Below are 15659 nucleotides of genomic sequence, written 5' to 3'. Positions count from 1 at the left end.
CTTTAAAACCTACACACAATCTTGGTAACAGTATCCCATATCCGGCCCCCGGCACCCGAACCACACAACTCGACCCCCGCAACCCGAAGCCAGCACCCCGATATCCACATCCATCCAACTTTTCCACAATGCCCTAAAAGCACGGGCAATGCATTAACTTTACCCGATTAACAAAAGGAGTAAACCGCTTGGCTAAAGACACTACCAAAGAAACCCCATTAATGCAGCAATACAACGCCATCAAGGTGAAGTATCCAGGTGCTCTGCTGCTGTTCCGCGTGGGCGATTTTTACGAAACTTTTGGCGAAGACGCCGTTAAAGCCGCGGGCATATTGGGCATTGTGCTTACCCGCCGTGCAAATGGTGCTGCTACCCATATCGAACTGGCTGGTTTCCCGCACCACTCGCTGGATACCTATTTGCCCAAACTGGTACGCGCCGGGCAGCGGGTGGCCATCTGCGATCAGCTGGAAGATCCTAAAACCACCAAAACTATTGTTAAACGCGGAGTTACCGAACTGGTTACGCCCGGGGTTGCCACTAATGATAATATCCTTAACCAAAAAAGCAACAACTACCTGGCATCGCTGCACTTTGAAAAAAACAGTATAGGCATTGCCCTCATCGATATTTCGACAGGCGAGTTTTGGACCGCCCAGGGCAACAGCGATTATATTGATAAGCTGCTGCAAAGTTTTTCGCCCAGCGAAGTGATATACCCCAAAAGCCGCACCCGCGATTTTAAGGATAACTACGGCGACCGCTTTTATACCTACGCCCTTGATGAATGGCCCTACAGCGGCGATTACGCCACCGAAACGCTATTGAAGCACTTCGGTGTAAAATCATTAAAAGGCTTCGGGATAGATAAGCTTAACCTGGGCATTATAGCCGCAGGTGTAGCCATCCATTATTTGAATGAGACCGAGCACCGCAACCTGCAGCACATTAGTGCTATTGGCCGGATTGAGGAAGACCGGTATTTATGGCTCGACAGGTTTAGCGTACGCAACCTGGAACTGGTAGGATCGACCAATGATAATGCCCTTACCCTGGTTGATGTGCTTGACCATACCTGCTCGCCCATGGGCGCCCGTTTGCTGCGCCGGTGGATTGTGATGCCCCTTAAGGAGATTAAGCCTATAAACGACCGCCTGGGCGTTGTAGAGTACATGATTGAGCACGAAGAGCTGCGCGAAAACCTGCAAAACTGCATCCGCCAGATAGGCGACCTGGAGCGGTTAATCAGCAAGATAGGTTTACAAAAAGCCAACCCGCGCGAGGTTTGCCAGCTTAAAAAAGCACTGATGGCTATCGGCTCCATCAAAAAAACTGCTGAAGCATCTGAGAGCCTGCCATTACGTGCTATTGGCGAGCAGTTAAATCCCTGCGTAACTATCTGCGAGAAAATAGAACGCGAGTTAAACCCCGAGCCGCCGGTAATGATCGTAAAAGGATCGGTGATGAACGAGGGGATTAACGAGGAACTGGACAGGCTACGTAAAATAGCGTTTGGCGGCAAAGGATACCTGCTGGAGATACAAAAACGCGAGGCTGAAGCTACGGGCATCCCTTCGCTTAAAGTATCGTTTAATAACGTTTTTGGATATTACCTTGAGGTGACGCATAGCCACCGCGATAAGGTGCCTTCGGAGTGGATCCGCAAGCAAACTTTGGTTAATGCCGAGCGCTATATTACCCCCGAGCTAAAAGAATACGAAGAGCAGATTTTAGGCGCCGAGGAAAAGATCCTGGTGATTGAAACCCGCCTTTATAATGATTTGTTGTATTCGCTGGCCGAATATATAAAGCCTATTCAGCTGAATGCGCAGCTGATAGCCCGTTTGGATGTGCTGCTTAATTTTGCGCATATATCCATCAAAAACTATTATGCCAAACCCCAGATGAACGAGAGTAAAGTGCTCGACATTAAAGGTGGCCGCCACCCCGTGATTGAAAAGAACCTGCCGCTGGGCGAAAGCTATATCACAAACGATGTATACCTGGATTCGGAAACGCAGCAAATCATCATCATTACCGGGCCCAACATGGCGGGTAAGTCGGCCTTGCTCAGACAAACCGGTTTAATTGTGCTGATGGCGCAGATGGGCTGCTTTGTACCGGCCAAATCGGCTTCGATTGGGTTGGTCGACAAGATATTTACCAGGGTAGGGGCATCGGATAACCTGTCATCGGGCGAATCAACCTTTATGGTGGAGATGAACGAGACGGCAAGTATCCTGAATAACTTATCCGACAGGAGTTTGATCCTGCTTGACGAGATCGGCCGTGGTACCTCAACCTATGATGGTATTTCCATTGCCTGGTCTATTGCCGAATACCTGCATAACCACCCAACGGCAAAAGCCAAAACGCTGTTTGCCACTCACTATCACGAACTGAACGAGTTGAGCAACACGTTTAACCGCATCAAAAACTTCAACGTATCGGTAAAGGAAGTTGGTCAGCAAATCATTTTCCTGCGTAAGCTGGTACCCGGCGGCAGCGAGCATAGCTTCGGGATCCACGTAGCCAAGCTTGCCGGGATGCCCCAAAAAGTGCTGACCCGTGCCAACGAAATTTTGAAGAAACTGGAAAACGAGCGAACAGGGGGGGAGCATATCAAAGAAAGCATCCGCAAGGTGCAAAAGCAGGCCGTGCAGATGCAAATGTTCTCGATAGACGACCCGGTACTGGTAAAAATCCGCGATACGCTGAACAACCTCGATGTAAATACGTTAACACCCGTTGAAGCGCTGATGAAGCTGGATGAAATACAAAGGGTGATAAAGTCTTAGATTTCAGATGTGCAGATTTTAGATGTGCAGATGGAAAGGTAGGCCGTTTTATATTTTATAAAACATCTGCACATCTGGAATCTGAAATTTGCACATCTGAAATGTTAATTTGTTAAAAACATCAGTTCTCACTACATCTCACTAAATTCTACCTTTACCGCATGACCAAACATCGCCTATTTTTCTATTGCTTCGTTTTGTTTTTTGTGCCGATAGTATTAACCTCCTGCCACACCCGCAAGGCAGCTATGCGTGGCCTGCCGGGCGAAGTGGTAAAGCCGGATGGGGATATTGCCTCTAAATACTCAGAAATTATGGGCGTAAGTAAAAGCGATATCGAAAATGGCCGCCTGTATGCTTTTATCGAGCAATGGATGGGCACCCCCTACAAATTTGGCGGCCTTGATAAAGATGGTGTGGATTGTTCAGGATTGGCCTTTTTGCTGGAGCAGCAGGTATATGGCATCACCATTCCCCGCATGACCAGTAAGCAAATAACCGTTATTAAGCGCAAGTATGAAGACGAACTGAAAGAAGGCGACCTGGTTTTCTTCGATTTTGACGGCAAGCAATTTAGCCATGTGGGTGTTTACCTGCAAAACGGCTACGTAGTTCACGCCAGTTCAAGGCGCGGCGTAGTTATCGTAAAACTTCGCGATCCATCGCTTTACAAATACTTTTCAAGAGCAGGTTCTGTGGACGAAGGAACGGTGCAGGTTAATTAGTTCATCAGGATAAACGTAAATTGGGTTAACATAACTTAACATATTTTAGAAATATATTTTATAAATATTTGATAATCAATATTTTATATTTTGCATGGTTAACATCAAACTGATGTTTTGAACAATTTAAGTGTATCCAAATGTTTGTGCCTGTTTTGGCCAACAACAGGCAACAAACATCAGGTGTGGTTTAATGCTTACATCTTCCTTACATTCCTGCTTATTCCCGTTGGTCCACTGTATTATATTGAATCGGGCGGCGGCTTCTAAACCACTCACTTAATCAACCCAATCAACCACTCACTAAAAAGTACTAACTTTGCAACCTTATGTCAAAGCAAAAAGAAGAATACTCATTTTGGACTAAATATAAAAAGTTTGCCGGTAACGAGATTACGCTTTACCTGGTCATGATTATTGGCATCATCCTGGGCATCGTGATATTTAGTTATCTTTAATCAGCGTTACATTACTGTTGTCGGTTTCGCTTACCGATTGGTAAAAATCTACAAAGGCCTGGTACAAATCTTTACTGTAGGTACCATCAATTATCTGCAGTTTTCGTTTGTAAATTAACTGGTTGCCAACAACGGTGGCGGATACCGAAAAATTGCCGAATGGCTTTTCGAGCGAAATGCTGGCCGGGCGCATATCTACATGATAGCCTTTGGGCAGGGTATAGGTAATTTCGTCTTCATCGGTGTAACCGGTGTTAATGTATAAATCATAGTGTCTGTTGCGTACCTCGCGTGGGGTATTATCTTTTCTGTTAGTAGCATTGGCCAAAAAGTCTATTTTTCCATTAACGGCCGACCCATAATCGGGGGCAGTTAGCTTGATTGTTTCTGTGAGGCTCGGGTGGATGTTTTTATCCTCTTTAAAATCAAATTTTTCGATATCCAGGTTATTAATGGCGTAAATTTTCTGGAGTATTTTCACTTGTTCTTTAGGTGGCTCGGTAAGCAGATAGGTGCGGTTATCATATTGCAAGCCTTTAAAATTGGTAAGCATACTGCCCGATAATGTTCCGTCGGCAGCAAGGGTAAAATTGGCTGTGCACTGCTGTGTATTGGTTTTGGCCGGATATTTTGGGGTATGCATCAATTTGCCGCCTTCGGGTGTGCAGGCTAATACGTCGCGGTCGTCGGTAAAATCACTCAAAAAGCCAAAAGGAATTTGCTGGCTGGTACATTCTAAAAAAGTGGTATCGTTTTTAAATGGCAAACACAGGATCACATGGTCAAACTGGTTCATGCTTGCAAAATCAGTGAGCGGGCTGCGTTTTAAGGTTCCCGACTTTACAATACAGTAATAAGAATCGATATCAACAGCCTTAAAAAGTGATTGCGTATAGTTTACCAGGGCTTTACAATCGCCATAATTTTGCGCATCAACATCGCTCGCTAAAAACGGCTGATAGCCGCCTATACCAACCTGCACGCTAATGTAATGTGTTTTGCCCTGCATATATTCATATACCTTTTTGGCTTTGGCTTTAGGATCGGTAATGTCTTTGGTTATTTCCTGCATCCTGTAAACAGTGCTTTGGGGTAATGCCCTGCGCGACGATAGCAATTTATCGTAGATCCATTTACCCATACCGTTCCAGTCATTAAAAGAACCTGTTACTCCAAGGTAATTAAATTGCGACGCAGGCGAAATCTTCACCCTGCTGCTCATCTTTTCATAAATAGGGCTATAAGGCTCAACTTTTGATGCGTTAAGGTTACTTACCTGCCAGCTATAAGTGTTTTCGCCCTGCTTATTTGTACCTTCAACCAAATGCGAGGGCATGTTAATTTCTTTATACCTGATCTTAAAATCAGGTTTGCAGCTAAATGTATAGGAACTTTTTTCAACAGCTACATCAACTGATGGTTTAGGCTCCCAGTCTTGGAAACTCAACGATTGCTTTGATTTATATTCGTATTCATAAACAACCGTGTAAGGATAATCAGTTACAGCAGGCTGAAAATGTTTTACCTTAGTATCTTCAAATAAAGCTGAGCGACTTACTGCGGCGTCGTCCTGGAAATCACTTTCAGAAAACTTGCCAATAGGTTTACCAAACTGGTTGTAAACCAGTCCTTTTATGTTTTTAATCACGTTCGCCTTGTCGTGAAATATTACAATTTCGGCTTCGTCGTCGCCATTTTTATTTAATATGGTTACCGCGGTTTTAATACGGTAATAGGTATTATCCAGGTCTTTTACCTCAATGCTCATATCATTGCTGCGGATAACGGCGCTGGCGTAGGGTAGCAATTCTTTAGGTATAAGCGATGCATCGTAGTTTTCCTGCGCATTTGCGCTTAATGCCAACGCAGATAATAAAATGAGCCACGTAAGTACTTTCATTATTTTTTCTTGAAAACCATATCCGCCTTTTCGGTAAGTATTATTTTGTTGTACAATTCTTTAAGGTAAGGGTATTCCTCGGATGTGTAAATAGGTTTAGTAAATTTTGTAATGTTCGAGAAGGTGAAAGTGTTATCTGAATTTTCAAAAGTGGTTGCATACATACCGCCATCACCGGGCATTTTAAAGGCTACTGTTTGTGGTGGCGTTTCAACGGTATAACCCTGCGGTAGCCGCATAGTTAATATTAAACGGTCGTCTGATGCCATTCCCCAATCTACCGGGTAATCCCTTTCGGCCAGCTTAAATGGGTTTTTGGTTATTTTTTCCCACAAAAAAGGGTTAAACACCAAACGGTTATGGTTAGTATTGTCATAAGCATCAATCTCAACTTCAAAAGTTTCGCCAAGCGGCATTTCAAGGCTATCCAGGTTTACTATATTCGATTTCAGTATTTTTAACTTGGGGAGCTTTTCGTCCTGGTTTTCAATATACTCATCAACCGAGTTGAACTTTTTGATGGCTTTTCGTTTTTCATAGGCGTTATATCCACGGTAGTAGTTGGTAATTGTTCCTTTTAATTTGCCATTATCAAGCAAAGTTAAATCAAGCGCTCTGGTTGTTGATTCCTTTTGCAGGCCGCTTAACTCCATCCAGTACGATGGTTTATCAAGGTTTATCACCCGCCCTTTGTCATTAAGGCATTTTAATGGTAGCAGGCCAAATGATAATAATGGGTCTGTTGCATCAAGCAGGTAGCTTTTATCGCCAATATTCACTTTGGCAATCACGTAATTAAAATCGTTAATTACCGGGTAAAGCATATTAATGTTGCCGTTGTTACGGGTTGATAGTACTACAAGCTCGGTATTAAGGTCGGCGGCCCTTAAGGCCGCTCCAAGGGCAAGGTTAATATCACCAATAGTGCCCGTGTGTGCTTCATACGCTTTTTTTATACCATCCGGGCTATATATTGATGTAATGTCATTCCACTTAAACCATTTTTGCAGGTACGCATAAATGGCCTTTGCCTTTTCCAACTCGTCTGTTTTACCGGCTATTACGGATGCAATCCTGTCTTTCATCAATTCCTTACGCTTAAACTGCGATCCAAAAAGTTCGTCGGTTTTTAGCTGGTGCTCAATATCTTTCCAGGTTTTAGATACTACGGTTTTAGCTCCGGTGTATGGGTTGGTCCATTCCACCTCGTCAAAATATATGGCCGATAAAAAGTTTTTTGGCGAGGTCATATAATCTTCAGATACAAACGCCGGAATATCTGTCATTTCATAAGTCATGTGAGAGCAATCTGCTTTGGCGCCATGCGACTGAAAACATTCCCGTTCCAATTCGGATGTCGACTTTGATAATTTTTGAATACCACGCAATGTAACGTTAAAATACCAGTACCCCGGGATATGGACATCATATGTGGACCGGACTTTGGGAATCTCATCCTGAAAATCCCAATTCCTGAACTCATCAATATAAGGCGAGACCAACTTATACTTAAAATCAATAACACAACCGGGCTTTAAGCCAGGCAAGGCAAATTTTACGGTGCTGCGGTATTTATAATCTTTTACGGTATACACCTTTTTTAAATCGAGCGGGGCGCTGCGCATTAGTCCATCGTCATCGCGGTAATAGGTAGTGCCGGTTATGTCGCTAACTTCTTCGGTTGTTTCGCCGTTGGCACTGTGGTGAATAGGAATTTCGATGGTACCCTGTTCAATGCCCTTTGTATCAAATATTTTTATGCGGGCGTGGTAATCAAATATCAGGCGTAGGTGGTCGTCGCTTACCATATCTATCCTGCTTTTACCAAATTCATTCAGAAAAAGCGCATGGGCGGCGGTATCTTTTGCGTATTTTTTTAAGTCAAGGTCTTCGGTAGTTACACTCTGCTCAAAATCCTGGGCCTTTATAACGTGTTGAGCAGCAGTAAGTAAAATAATAATGAGTAGTACTTTTTTCATACAATAATCGCGATAATTAGGATGGTATTAATTTAAAAATAAAACTTAGATATTAAATAAATTAAAAAATTTATTGTGCTGATTCTTTTTAGGACATTTGCGACGTTTACAGTAATACTGAATCATTACAATGAAATTAAAACTAAAACGCCCGCTTGCCTTTTTTGATCTGGAAACTACGGGTACTAATATCGGGGTTGACAGGATAGTTGAAATATCGGTTATTAAACTGCATCCTGATGGCAGCGAAGATGTTAAAACCTGGCGTATACATCCGGGGATGCCTATACCGCTGGAGTCATCGCTGGTACATGGTATTTATGACGAGCATATAAAGGACGAACCGGAGTTTAAAGCTTTGGGCCAGGCCATTGCCGAGTTTATTGGCGATAGCGACCTTGCCGGCTATAACTCCAACAAGTTTGACATCCCGATGCTGATGGAAGAGTTTTTGCGCGCAGGTGTATCGTTTACATTAGACGACCGCCATTTTGTGGATGTACAAAACATATTTCACCAGATGGAACAGCGTACGCTTAAAGCTGCCTACCAGTTTTACTGCGATAAAAAGATTGAAAACGCCCACTCGGCCGAGGCTGATACCCGCGCAACCATGGAAGTTTTGCTGGCGCAGATTGAGCGCTATGAAAACATGGAGTGGGAGGATAAAAAAGGGAATATTACCGTGCCGGTTGTTGGCGACGTAGAAGCGCTGCATAAGTTTACCAACTTAAGCAAGCCGGTTGATTTTGCCGGCCGCATGGTTTACAATGAGCAGGGCGAAGAAACCATTAACTTTGGCAAACATAAAGGCAAAAGGGTTGAGGATGTGTTAAATGCCGAACCAAGTTACTATTCATGGATGATGCAGGGCGATTTTCCGCTGTACACCAAACGTAAACTGGAAGAAATATACACCCGCTGGAATGCTAAAAAGAATGCGGAGCGCCAGGCCAAAAACGCTGCGCAACAGCCAAAACCAGCCGACCAGGCCCATACACCACGCCCCGAGGCGCCAAAAGCTGATTACACTAAAAAAGAATTTCACAAACCAGAACATACCAAAACCCAATATCCGCCCAAGCCTTTTAAAAAGAAGGATGAGCCAGCTCAACCCGTTAATGACGATATGCTGGCACAGTTGGCATTGAAGTTTAAGAAGGGGTGAGTAGTGAGTAGTGAGTAGTGAGTAGTGAATTTTTTGAATAGTTTCATCAAACAAAAAGCCCCGTCAGGGGCTTTTGTCACAACTCACAACTCACAACTCACAACTCACAACTCACAACTCACAACTCACAACTCACAACTCACAACTCACAACTCACAACTCACCACTCACCACTCACCACTCACCACTCACAACTCACAACTCACCACTCACCACTCACCACTCACCACTCACCACTCACTCCTTCAAAAAATCAATATTACGCTTCAGTCCACTAAATTTGGTGCGTTTTACAGCTGAGTTTTTAAATACTTTCTGAAAAACATCCTGGGTGATATCCTGCCAGTCGGCAGATTTCAGGTGAAGTAAATCCGGATGTGGTGTAAAAGCAGGTTCGGTGTTCAGTACCGAAAAACGGTTCCATGGGCATACATCCTGGCAAACATCACAACCAAACATCCAGTTGTCCATTTTTCCTTTAAACTCTACAGGAATTTCGTTTTTTAGTTCGATGGTGAGGTATGATATGCAGCGGCTGCCATCAACAATATAAGGGCTAACAATAGCATCAGTAGGGCAGGCATCAATACAATTGGTACAGGTACCACAATGATCGGCAGTGGGGGCTATATCATATTCCAATTCCAGATCAATGATCAGTTCGGCCAGGAAAAAAAACGAGCCCGCTTTTTTGTTGAGCAGGTTGGTGTTTTTGCCTATCCAGCCCATGCCCGATTTTTTGGCCCAGGCCTTATCCAGCACCGGGGCCGAATCAACAAATACCCGGCCGCCAACTTCACCAATTTTTTCGTTTATGATTTGTAACAGAATCCTCAGTTTATCTTTAATAACGGTATGATAATCCATGCCGTAAGCATATTTTGATATTTTGGGCGCTGTCGGGTCTGTTTGCTGGTTATCGGTATAATAGTTAATCCCTAATGAAATCACCGATTTGGCGCCATCAACAAGCAGGCGCGGGTCAAGGCGTTTATCAAAGTGATTTTCCATGTATTGCATTTCGCCATGCATGTTTTTTTTTAGCCACCCCTCCAACCTGGGTGCTTCCTCTTCTAAAAATTCAGCTTTTGATATACCGCAAAACAAAAAACCGAGCTTTTGAGCTTCGCTTTTTATTAACTGGCTATATACCGTCCTGTTTTGCATATCGCTACAAAGATACTACAAATTAAAATTCGTAAAATATACAGTGTTTGGTAGTGAATATGAAACAGTTAGATATTGTAATAGTATTTCTACAGAAAAAATCCAAATTATTTAATCAATGGTGTGGTTTTTGTAACTATTGGTAAATATATAATCTACAAATGCTAACTCACTTAAGCTACCTGCCGCAACACGTTTTAGGGCTACATGCCACGGGTGAAATTACAAATGCCGACTATGAGAAAGCGTTGGAGCCGTTGCTCGACGAACATATAAAACAACACGGAAAAATTAATTTTATACTGGTATTGGAAACCGATATTAAGGATTTTGATGCCGGTGCCTGGTGCGGAAATATAGGCATTGGCCTAAAATACTTTACTAAGTGGAACAAACTTGCCATAGTTACTGATAAAGAAGGTGTAAGAGAATTTAGCCATCTTTTTAAATATATACTGCCGGGCAAATACAAGGGCTATCCCCTTAACGAACTGAACGAAGCCGTAAAATGGATAGCAGAGAAATAGCCTGCCGTGCAGGTCGCGATTTGGCGGTTGCTAATAAATGTACTTGCTAAAAAATTAGTGTGCCGTCGTCGTCAATAAAACACCTGCTCACTATCCTACAGCCTATCGGCTCGCCATTTACTGTAGCGGGAACAAATACTTTGTCTTCTTCGGGCAAAACGTTAACATTCATGTTAAATGTTTTTGAAAAATTGCCGCTATAAATAGTCACTTTAAAATAGGCCAGCCTGCCGCCGGGGCTCACCAGTAATTCAACAACCGCGATGGATGCTTCCCTGCTTATATCCATGAGGTTTGCCGGCAGCCTGAAGAGTTTTAAATAAGGCAGGTAGCCAAAATACCTTCCGCCTATTTTTAAAGGTTTGGTAGTGCGGTCACTATCGGTCAATTGCTTATCAACAAAATACCTTAAGTTTGATGTAGTGTCTTCGGGGGCCTCGTAAAGAAATTCCTTTTTTGTATAGTCGTAATTTTGCAGCAAATGGCCGTCGGGAGCATAAAAACGCCAGATGCCCACTTTTTTGTCGTTTTCAAAACGGCCATTGGCCAGGGCATAGGTTTTATCATAAATCATTTGGTACAGGCCTTGCCTGGTACTTTTGTCGCTTTTTAAAACAGTAAGTTTTTCGGTAATGTGCGCGTTTATTTTATGACCGCGCTCAACAGTTTCCTGGGCAAGGGCCGCATTTATAAAAAACAGGGTAACTATCAGCAAGGTTATGGCTTTCAATGGTGTTATATATTTGGGGTAAATATATAACGCGGATGCACCAATATCAAATAGCTGGTTTAATATATCGGCTTTGTTTTTTGACCATTTTGCAAAATGCGATGTAACACATTATGGCTATTGTAATAGTTTTGTTGCATTAATAGTACGGGATGCTTAAACTTGTAGCCATAAATCATATTTCATGACGGCGCTAACTGATCAATCCGATTACAAAACGGTACGTTTTTCTGAGACCACGATAACCGAGTTGATGATCCCTTCTTATTCAAATTTTGGCGGAAAGATTCATGGAGGCATTTTGTTATCGCTGATGGATAAGGTGGCCTATGTTTGCGCCGCTAAACATGCCGGTAATTATTGTGTTACCGCTTCTATTGATACTGTTGATTTTTTACAGCCTGTTGAGGTGGGCGAACTGGTATCATTAATGGCATCGGTTAACTATGTGGGCAATACATCGCTGGTGGTTGGCATTAGGGTAGTTTCTGAAAATATAAAAAACAACTCGGTAAAGCACACCAATACCAGTTATTTTACCATGGTATCAAAGGATGAGCATAACAAGCCTGCTAAAGTTCCAGGCTTGATATTGGAACACCGTGAACATGTAAGGCGGTTTATTGAAGCCCGGCGGCGTAAAGAAATTAAGCAGGGCTATATGAAAGAAGTTGAGCAGATAAAGATGCCTGATAACTACGAGCACTGCATCGAGCTTTTGAAAGGCGAAAGATGCCTGGTTGCAGGTTAAACAGCGCCAAATCCAAAATAAACAGGTAAAATTAGAATATTAATTGCCAAAATGTTTGGGCATAATATTGCAGATAAGATTTCAATTCCCTATTGATAAATGAGGCGAGCTATTGGCCAGGTACTATTATTATTATTGCTAATTCATGGGGTTTGCTATGCTCAAAAAGATGTGCCGGTTACATTTGTAGCCAATACGGTATCTGTTAAAGATATGGTTGACAGCCTCAATAAAGCTGCCGGCGAGATGTACATGGGGTCCCCCGATAAAGCGCGCGAAATGGCCGGCAAGGCGCTGTTGCTTTCCGAAAAAATTAAATACAATGCAGGAATAGGTTTAGCCTATATCAACCTGGGCCATGTGTACTGGTCACAATCCTATTATCCTATCAGTTTATTTTATCTTAATTCGGCATTACCGTATTTACCTAAAAATAATGCCACTTTGCTGGCCGAGTGTCACAGTGCAATAGGCCGCACTTACCTTGAACTTAAAAACTATCAGCAGGCAATCAATAGTTTAAACCAATCGGCAAAATATGCCGGGAACGATGCCAAAATGTTGGGGGAGTTTTACACCGAGAAGTCGCTGGTATATATCCGGATGCGCGATTACACGCTGGGTATGGCAGCAAGTTTGCAGGCCTTAAAACTTTGCAGGGCCAGCGGGGATGATAATAACACCAATATTATCTATACGCGGTTAAGTTCGATACAGCGCCTTCAAAAACAATTTCAAAAATCGATAGCTTATGACGATACGGCATATTATATGAGTTTTAAAACCAACAATCGGCGATTGCGTGCTAAAACCCTTATTGAATATGCCGATAACTATAATGGGCTAAAGCAATATGATAAAGCGATTGGTTATGCCACAAGGGGTGCCGCACTTGCTGATAGCATTGGTTTGATGAACGGAATTTCGGATGCATACAGGACAATCATGTTTAGCTTTGAACAAAAGAAAGACCTGGCCAACGCGCTGCTGTTCCAAAAAAAATATAACGCAGCGCTTGATTCGCTGAATGAATCTGACAGAAGGCGTAATACCGAACTTATCCAGAATTATTTTGCTTTAAACGACAGGCTCAAAGAGATTGCTGTAATTGAACAACGGGCAAAAGAAGATAAGGATAAGATTCATTTTCAAAATGCCATCATTATTACGCTGATCATATCGTTGCTGGCTGTACTAACGGCTTTGTATATTACCTATTATAATTTAAAACAAAAAAAATTACTTAGTAATAAGCTAAGCAGGCAGCATGAGGCCTTACTGGTGCAAAAAGGCCTGATTGAAGAACAATCGGCTAACCTTGCCGCTGTAAATAAGCTTAAGGATAAGCTATTGGCTGTAATAGGGCACGATTTGCGTACCCCTTTTGCAAACCTGCGTAACATCATGAGCCTGTTTGGAGAGGATAACTTAAACCTTGAAGACATGCATGGCCTGATGAAAAAAATGGAACCGGTAGTAAAAGGCGCCGAGCTTACGCTATCCAACCTGCTGGAATGGGCGGGCAGCCAGATCAGGGGGATAAATTTAACACCATCGGTTATTGATATAAACCTGGTGGGCGAAGAGATGGCTCAAATTTATAGCTACCAGTTGCAGCAAAAAAACATCAGGTTTCAAAATATAGCTATCACCGGCCATATGGTAAAAGCCGATGAAAAACATATTAAGGTAGTTATAGGGAACCTTATTAGCAATGCTATAAAATTTACCGATGATAATGGCGTTGTGACCCTGAGCAGCCATGTTGCCGGTAAAGAGCTTGTGGTTAATGTTAACGATACGGGTAAAGGTATTCCGCAGGACAAATTAGTTAAGCTATTTGATCTTCATTCGCACTATACTCAAAATGGCACAATGGGCGAGGTTGGTACAGGCATTGGCCTGTTTTTGTGTAAAGAACTGGTGGAGTTTAATGGTGGCCGGCTATGGGTTAAATCAGAAGTAGGCAAGGGGAGTACTTTCAGTTTTAGCTTACCTTTGGCCGATTAAGCAAAAATTATTCCTTTTTGTGTTAACAAATCATAAAGCTTTTACGTAGAAAAAGGATAGTAGTCAAAAAGAATTCTGATAAATATATTACGGAATAAGTAATTTAATTATTTAGAAAACGTTTTAACTATATATGTTGATTTAGTGAAATCAATTATATTTTCTAAAATAACAATATGGTGAGTTTTTTACTATATTGTGACAATATTTATTACTCCTAACATTTTTTTATTCCTGCTAATTTAATGGCTTTTTTAAACACAGTACTCGAACCACCCTCGTACGGATGGACGGATGAGGATGGTAACCTTGCAAAACCCACCAATGCAACAATTTTAAAAGAATTCTTTTCGAGACTGAATGTTTTCCGGGATAAGAAAAATTGGCTTTCATTTTTAAGCTGGTTTTTAGTGCTTGCGTTAACACCTTTCCTGTTTTTGTTTGTATTCAAATATTTCAGTATCGTAGGCTTAATAGTGGCTTTTGTTTACAGCATGATTATTATGGGTACCCATGGTACTATATGGCATCATAGGTACTGTACGCATAACGCATACACTTTCACCAATAAATTCTGGCGCTTTTTTACACAAAACCTTACGCTTAAAATTATTCCCGAAGAGATTTACGCAGTATCGCACCATGTTCATCACGCGTTGTCAGATCAGCCCGGCGACCCTTACAATGCCCAGGGTGGTTTTATGTACTGCTTTTTGGCTGATGTAAACCATCAGCCTGTAGCCAGGAACATGACCGAAGCCTGTTATAAAAAATGTGTTAACCTAATGAAACACGTTGGCGTAACTCCCAACACCTATAAACAATATCAAAAATGGGGTACTATAGCCAACCCGTACCGCACCGTTATTGGCATCGTCCTTAACTGGGGCTTCTGGTTCACCGCATTTTACCTGATGGGCGGCTTGCCCTTAGCCTGCGCTATCTTCGGCTCCGCCGGATTTTGGGCTGTAGGTGTGCGTACCTTTAATTACGAAGGCCACGGCAAGGGCCAGGACAAACGCCGCGATGGCACCGATTATAATCGCGAGGATATGTCAATAAACCAATTATGGCCGGGCTATGTTGCCGGCGAGTGGCACAATAACCATCATCTTTATCCTAAAAGTGCCCGCTCCGGTTTTAAGCCGCATCAATTCGACCTGGCCTGGTGCTATATCAAATTCATGAGCATGATAGGCGCCGTTAGTTCATACCGCGATTCTAAAAAAGAATTTTTACTTACTTATTGCAATAAAGTACAGGTGCCGGTTACGGCGCTGGCTATAAAACAGATGGAAGTTAAGCCAGTGCTTGTGCGGGCAAAGTAAAAGGCCTTAATGTTCCTTAAAGAAGGAGCGTTTTTCACATTCAAAGGACTATCCGTTTATATTGTCATCTTTTTTTAAACGCCATTGCTGTTTTAGCGATGGCGTTTTGCGTTTATCT

General features: G+C 42.5%; 12 protein-coding genes. 8 read left to right on the top strand and 4 right to left on the bottom strand.

Features of this window, described 5'->3' with window-relative positions; translation table 11 throughout:
- The first annotated feature begins 188 nt into the window (after positions 1–188).
- From mutS to BMX56_RS30575, 3 genes are all read left to right on the top strand, one after another.
- Entirely contained in the window at positions 189–2798 is a 2610-nt protein-coding gene (mutS, locus tag BMX56_RS22820; protein WP_090652003.1) for a DNA mismatch repair protein MutS, read from the top strand.
- A 161-nt stretch (positions 2799–2959) separates the two neighbouring features.
- A complete protein-coding gene (locus BMX56_RS22815) occupies positions 2960–3523 on the top strand; it encodes a C40 family peptidase (RefSeq protein WP_090652002.1) in 564 nt (187 codons plus the stop codon).
- Positions 3524–3852: 329 nt separating this feature from the next.
- Positions 3853–3981 (top strand): hypothetical protein, encoded by a 129-nt coding sequence (locus tag BMX56_RS30575; RefSeq protein WP_255369896.1) that lies wholly within the window; start codon positions 3853–3855, stop codon positions 3979–3981.
- On the opposite strand, the gene BMX56_RS22810 is transcribed toward BMX56_RS30575, so the two are convergent.
- Entirely contained in the window at positions 3968–5881 is a 1914-nt protein-coding gene (locus BMX56_RS22810; RefSeq protein ID WP_090652001.1) for a DUF3857 domain-containing protein, read from the bottom strand. The genes BMX56_RS30575 and BMX56_RS22810 overlap by 14 nt on opposite strands.
- On the bottom strand, positions 5881–7860 hold the full coding sequence (locus tag BMX56_RS22805) for a transglutaminase domain-containing protein (protein WP_090652000.1): 1980 nt from the start codon (positions 7858–7860) through the stop codon (positions 5881–5883). The genes BMX56_RS22810 and BMX56_RS22805 overlap by 1 nt, the downstream gene beginning before the upstream one ends.
- 130 nt (positions 7861–7990) lie before the next feature.
- Here BMX56_RS22805 and BMX56_RS22800 point away from each other — a divergent pair, with 130 nt between their 5' ends.
- A complete protein-coding gene (locus tag BMX56_RS22800; RefSeq protein ID WP_090651999.1) occupies positions 7991–9028 on the top strand; it encodes a 3'-5' exonuclease in 1038 nt (345 codons plus the stop codon).
- A 237-nt stretch (positions 9029–9265) separates the two neighbouring features.
- Here the strand turns inward: BMX56_RS22800 and queG are convergent, their stop codons facing one another.
- Positions 9266–10195, bottom strand: coding sequence for a tRNA epoxyqueuosine(34) reductase QueG (gene queG / locus BMX56_RS22790; RefSeq protein WP_090651997.1), 930 nt, complete (start codon positions 10193–10195; stop codon positions 9266–9268).
- 161 nt (positions 10196–10356) lie between these two features.
- On the opposite strand from queG, the gene BMX56_RS22785 reads away from it, so the two are divergent.
- Positions 10357–10722, top strand: coding sequence for a SpoIIAA family protein (locus BMX56_RS22785; RefSeq protein ID WP_090651996.1), 366 nt, complete (start codon positions 10357–10359; stop codon positions 10720–10722).
- A 46-nt stretch (positions 10723–10768) separates the two neighbouring features.
- On the opposite strand, the gene BMX56_RS22780 is transcribed toward BMX56_RS22785, so the two are convergent.
- Entirely contained in the window at positions 10769–11452 is a 684-nt protein-coding gene (locus BMX56_RS22780; protein WP_090651995.1) for a hypothetical protein, read from the bottom strand.
- A gap of 184 nt (positions 11453–11636) precedes the next feature.
- Here BMX56_RS22780 and BMX56_RS22775 point away from each other — a divergent pair, with 184 nt between their 5' ends.
- From BMX56_RS22775 to BMX56_RS22765, 3 genes are all read left to right on the top strand, one after another.
- Complete coding sequence (locus tag BMX56_RS22775) at positions 11637–12203, top strand: acyl-CoA thioesterase (protein WP_090651994.1); 567 nt, start codon at positions 11637–11639, stop codon at positions 12201–12203.
- Positions 12204–12302: 99 nt separating this feature from the next.
- Positions 12303–14213 (top strand): tetratricopeptide repeat-containing sensor histidine kinase, encoded by a 1911-nt coding sequence (locus BMX56_RS22770; protein ID WP_090651993.1) that lies wholly within the window; start codon positions 12303–12305, stop codon positions 14211–14213.
- A 245-nt stretch (positions 14214–14458) separates the two neighbouring features.
- A complete protein-coding gene (locus BMX56_RS22765; protein WP_090651992.1) occupies positions 14459–15541 on the top strand; it encodes a fatty acid desaturase in 1083 nt (360 codons plus the stop codon).
- Positions 15542–15659: the final 118 nt, after the last annotated feature.

Origin of the sequence: Mucilaginibacter sp. OK283 (assembly GCF_900110415.1) — a bacterium.
GTDB lineage: Bacteria > Bacteroidota > Bacteroidia > Sphingobacteriales > Sphingobacteriaceae > Mucilaginibacter.
This window is presented reverse-complemented; position numbering and strand designations above follow the sequence as displayed.

Bases quoted from the DNA above. Each gene is read 5' to 3' on its own strand.
- BMX56_RS22800 (WP_090651999.1), top strand. From the start codon at position 7,991: ATGAAATTAAAACTAAAACGCCCGCTTGCCTTTTTTGATCTGGAAACT.
- BMX56_RS30575 (WP_255369896.1), top strand. From the start codon at position 3,853: ATGTCAAAGCAAAAAGAAGAATACTCATTTTGGACTAAATATAAAAAG.
- BMX56_RS22785 (WP_090651996.1), top strand. From the start codon at position 10,357: ATGCTAACTCACTTAAGCTACCTGCCGCAACACGTTTTAGGGCTACAT.
- BMX56_RS22810 (WP_090652001.1), bottom strand. From the start codon at position 5,881: ATGAAAGTACTTACGTGGCTCATTTTATTATCTGCGTTGGCATTAAGC.
- queG (WP_090651997.1), bottom strand. From the start codon at position 10,195: ATGCAAAACAGGACGGTATATAGCCAGTTAATAAAAAGCGAAGCTCAA.
- BMX56_RS22765 (WP_090651992.1), top strand. From the start codon at position 14,459: ATGGCTTTTTTAAACACAGTACTCGAACCACCCTCGTACGGATGGACG.
- BMX56_RS22815 (WP_090652002.1), top strand. From the start codon at position 2,960: ATGACCAAACATCGCCTATTTTTCTATTGCTTCGTTTTGTTTTTTGTG.
- BMX56_RS22770 (WP_090651993.1), top strand. From the start codon at position 12,303: ATGAGGCGAGCTATTGGCCAGGTACTATTATTATTATTGCTAATTCAT.
- BMX56_RS22775 (WP_090651994.1), top strand. From the start codon at position 11,637: ATGACGGCGCTAACTGATCAATCCGATTACAAAACGGTACGTTTTTCT.
- BMX56_RS22805 (WP_090652000.1), bottom strand. From the start codon at position 7,860: ATGAAAAAAGTACTACTCATTATTATTTTACTTACTGCTGCTCAACAC.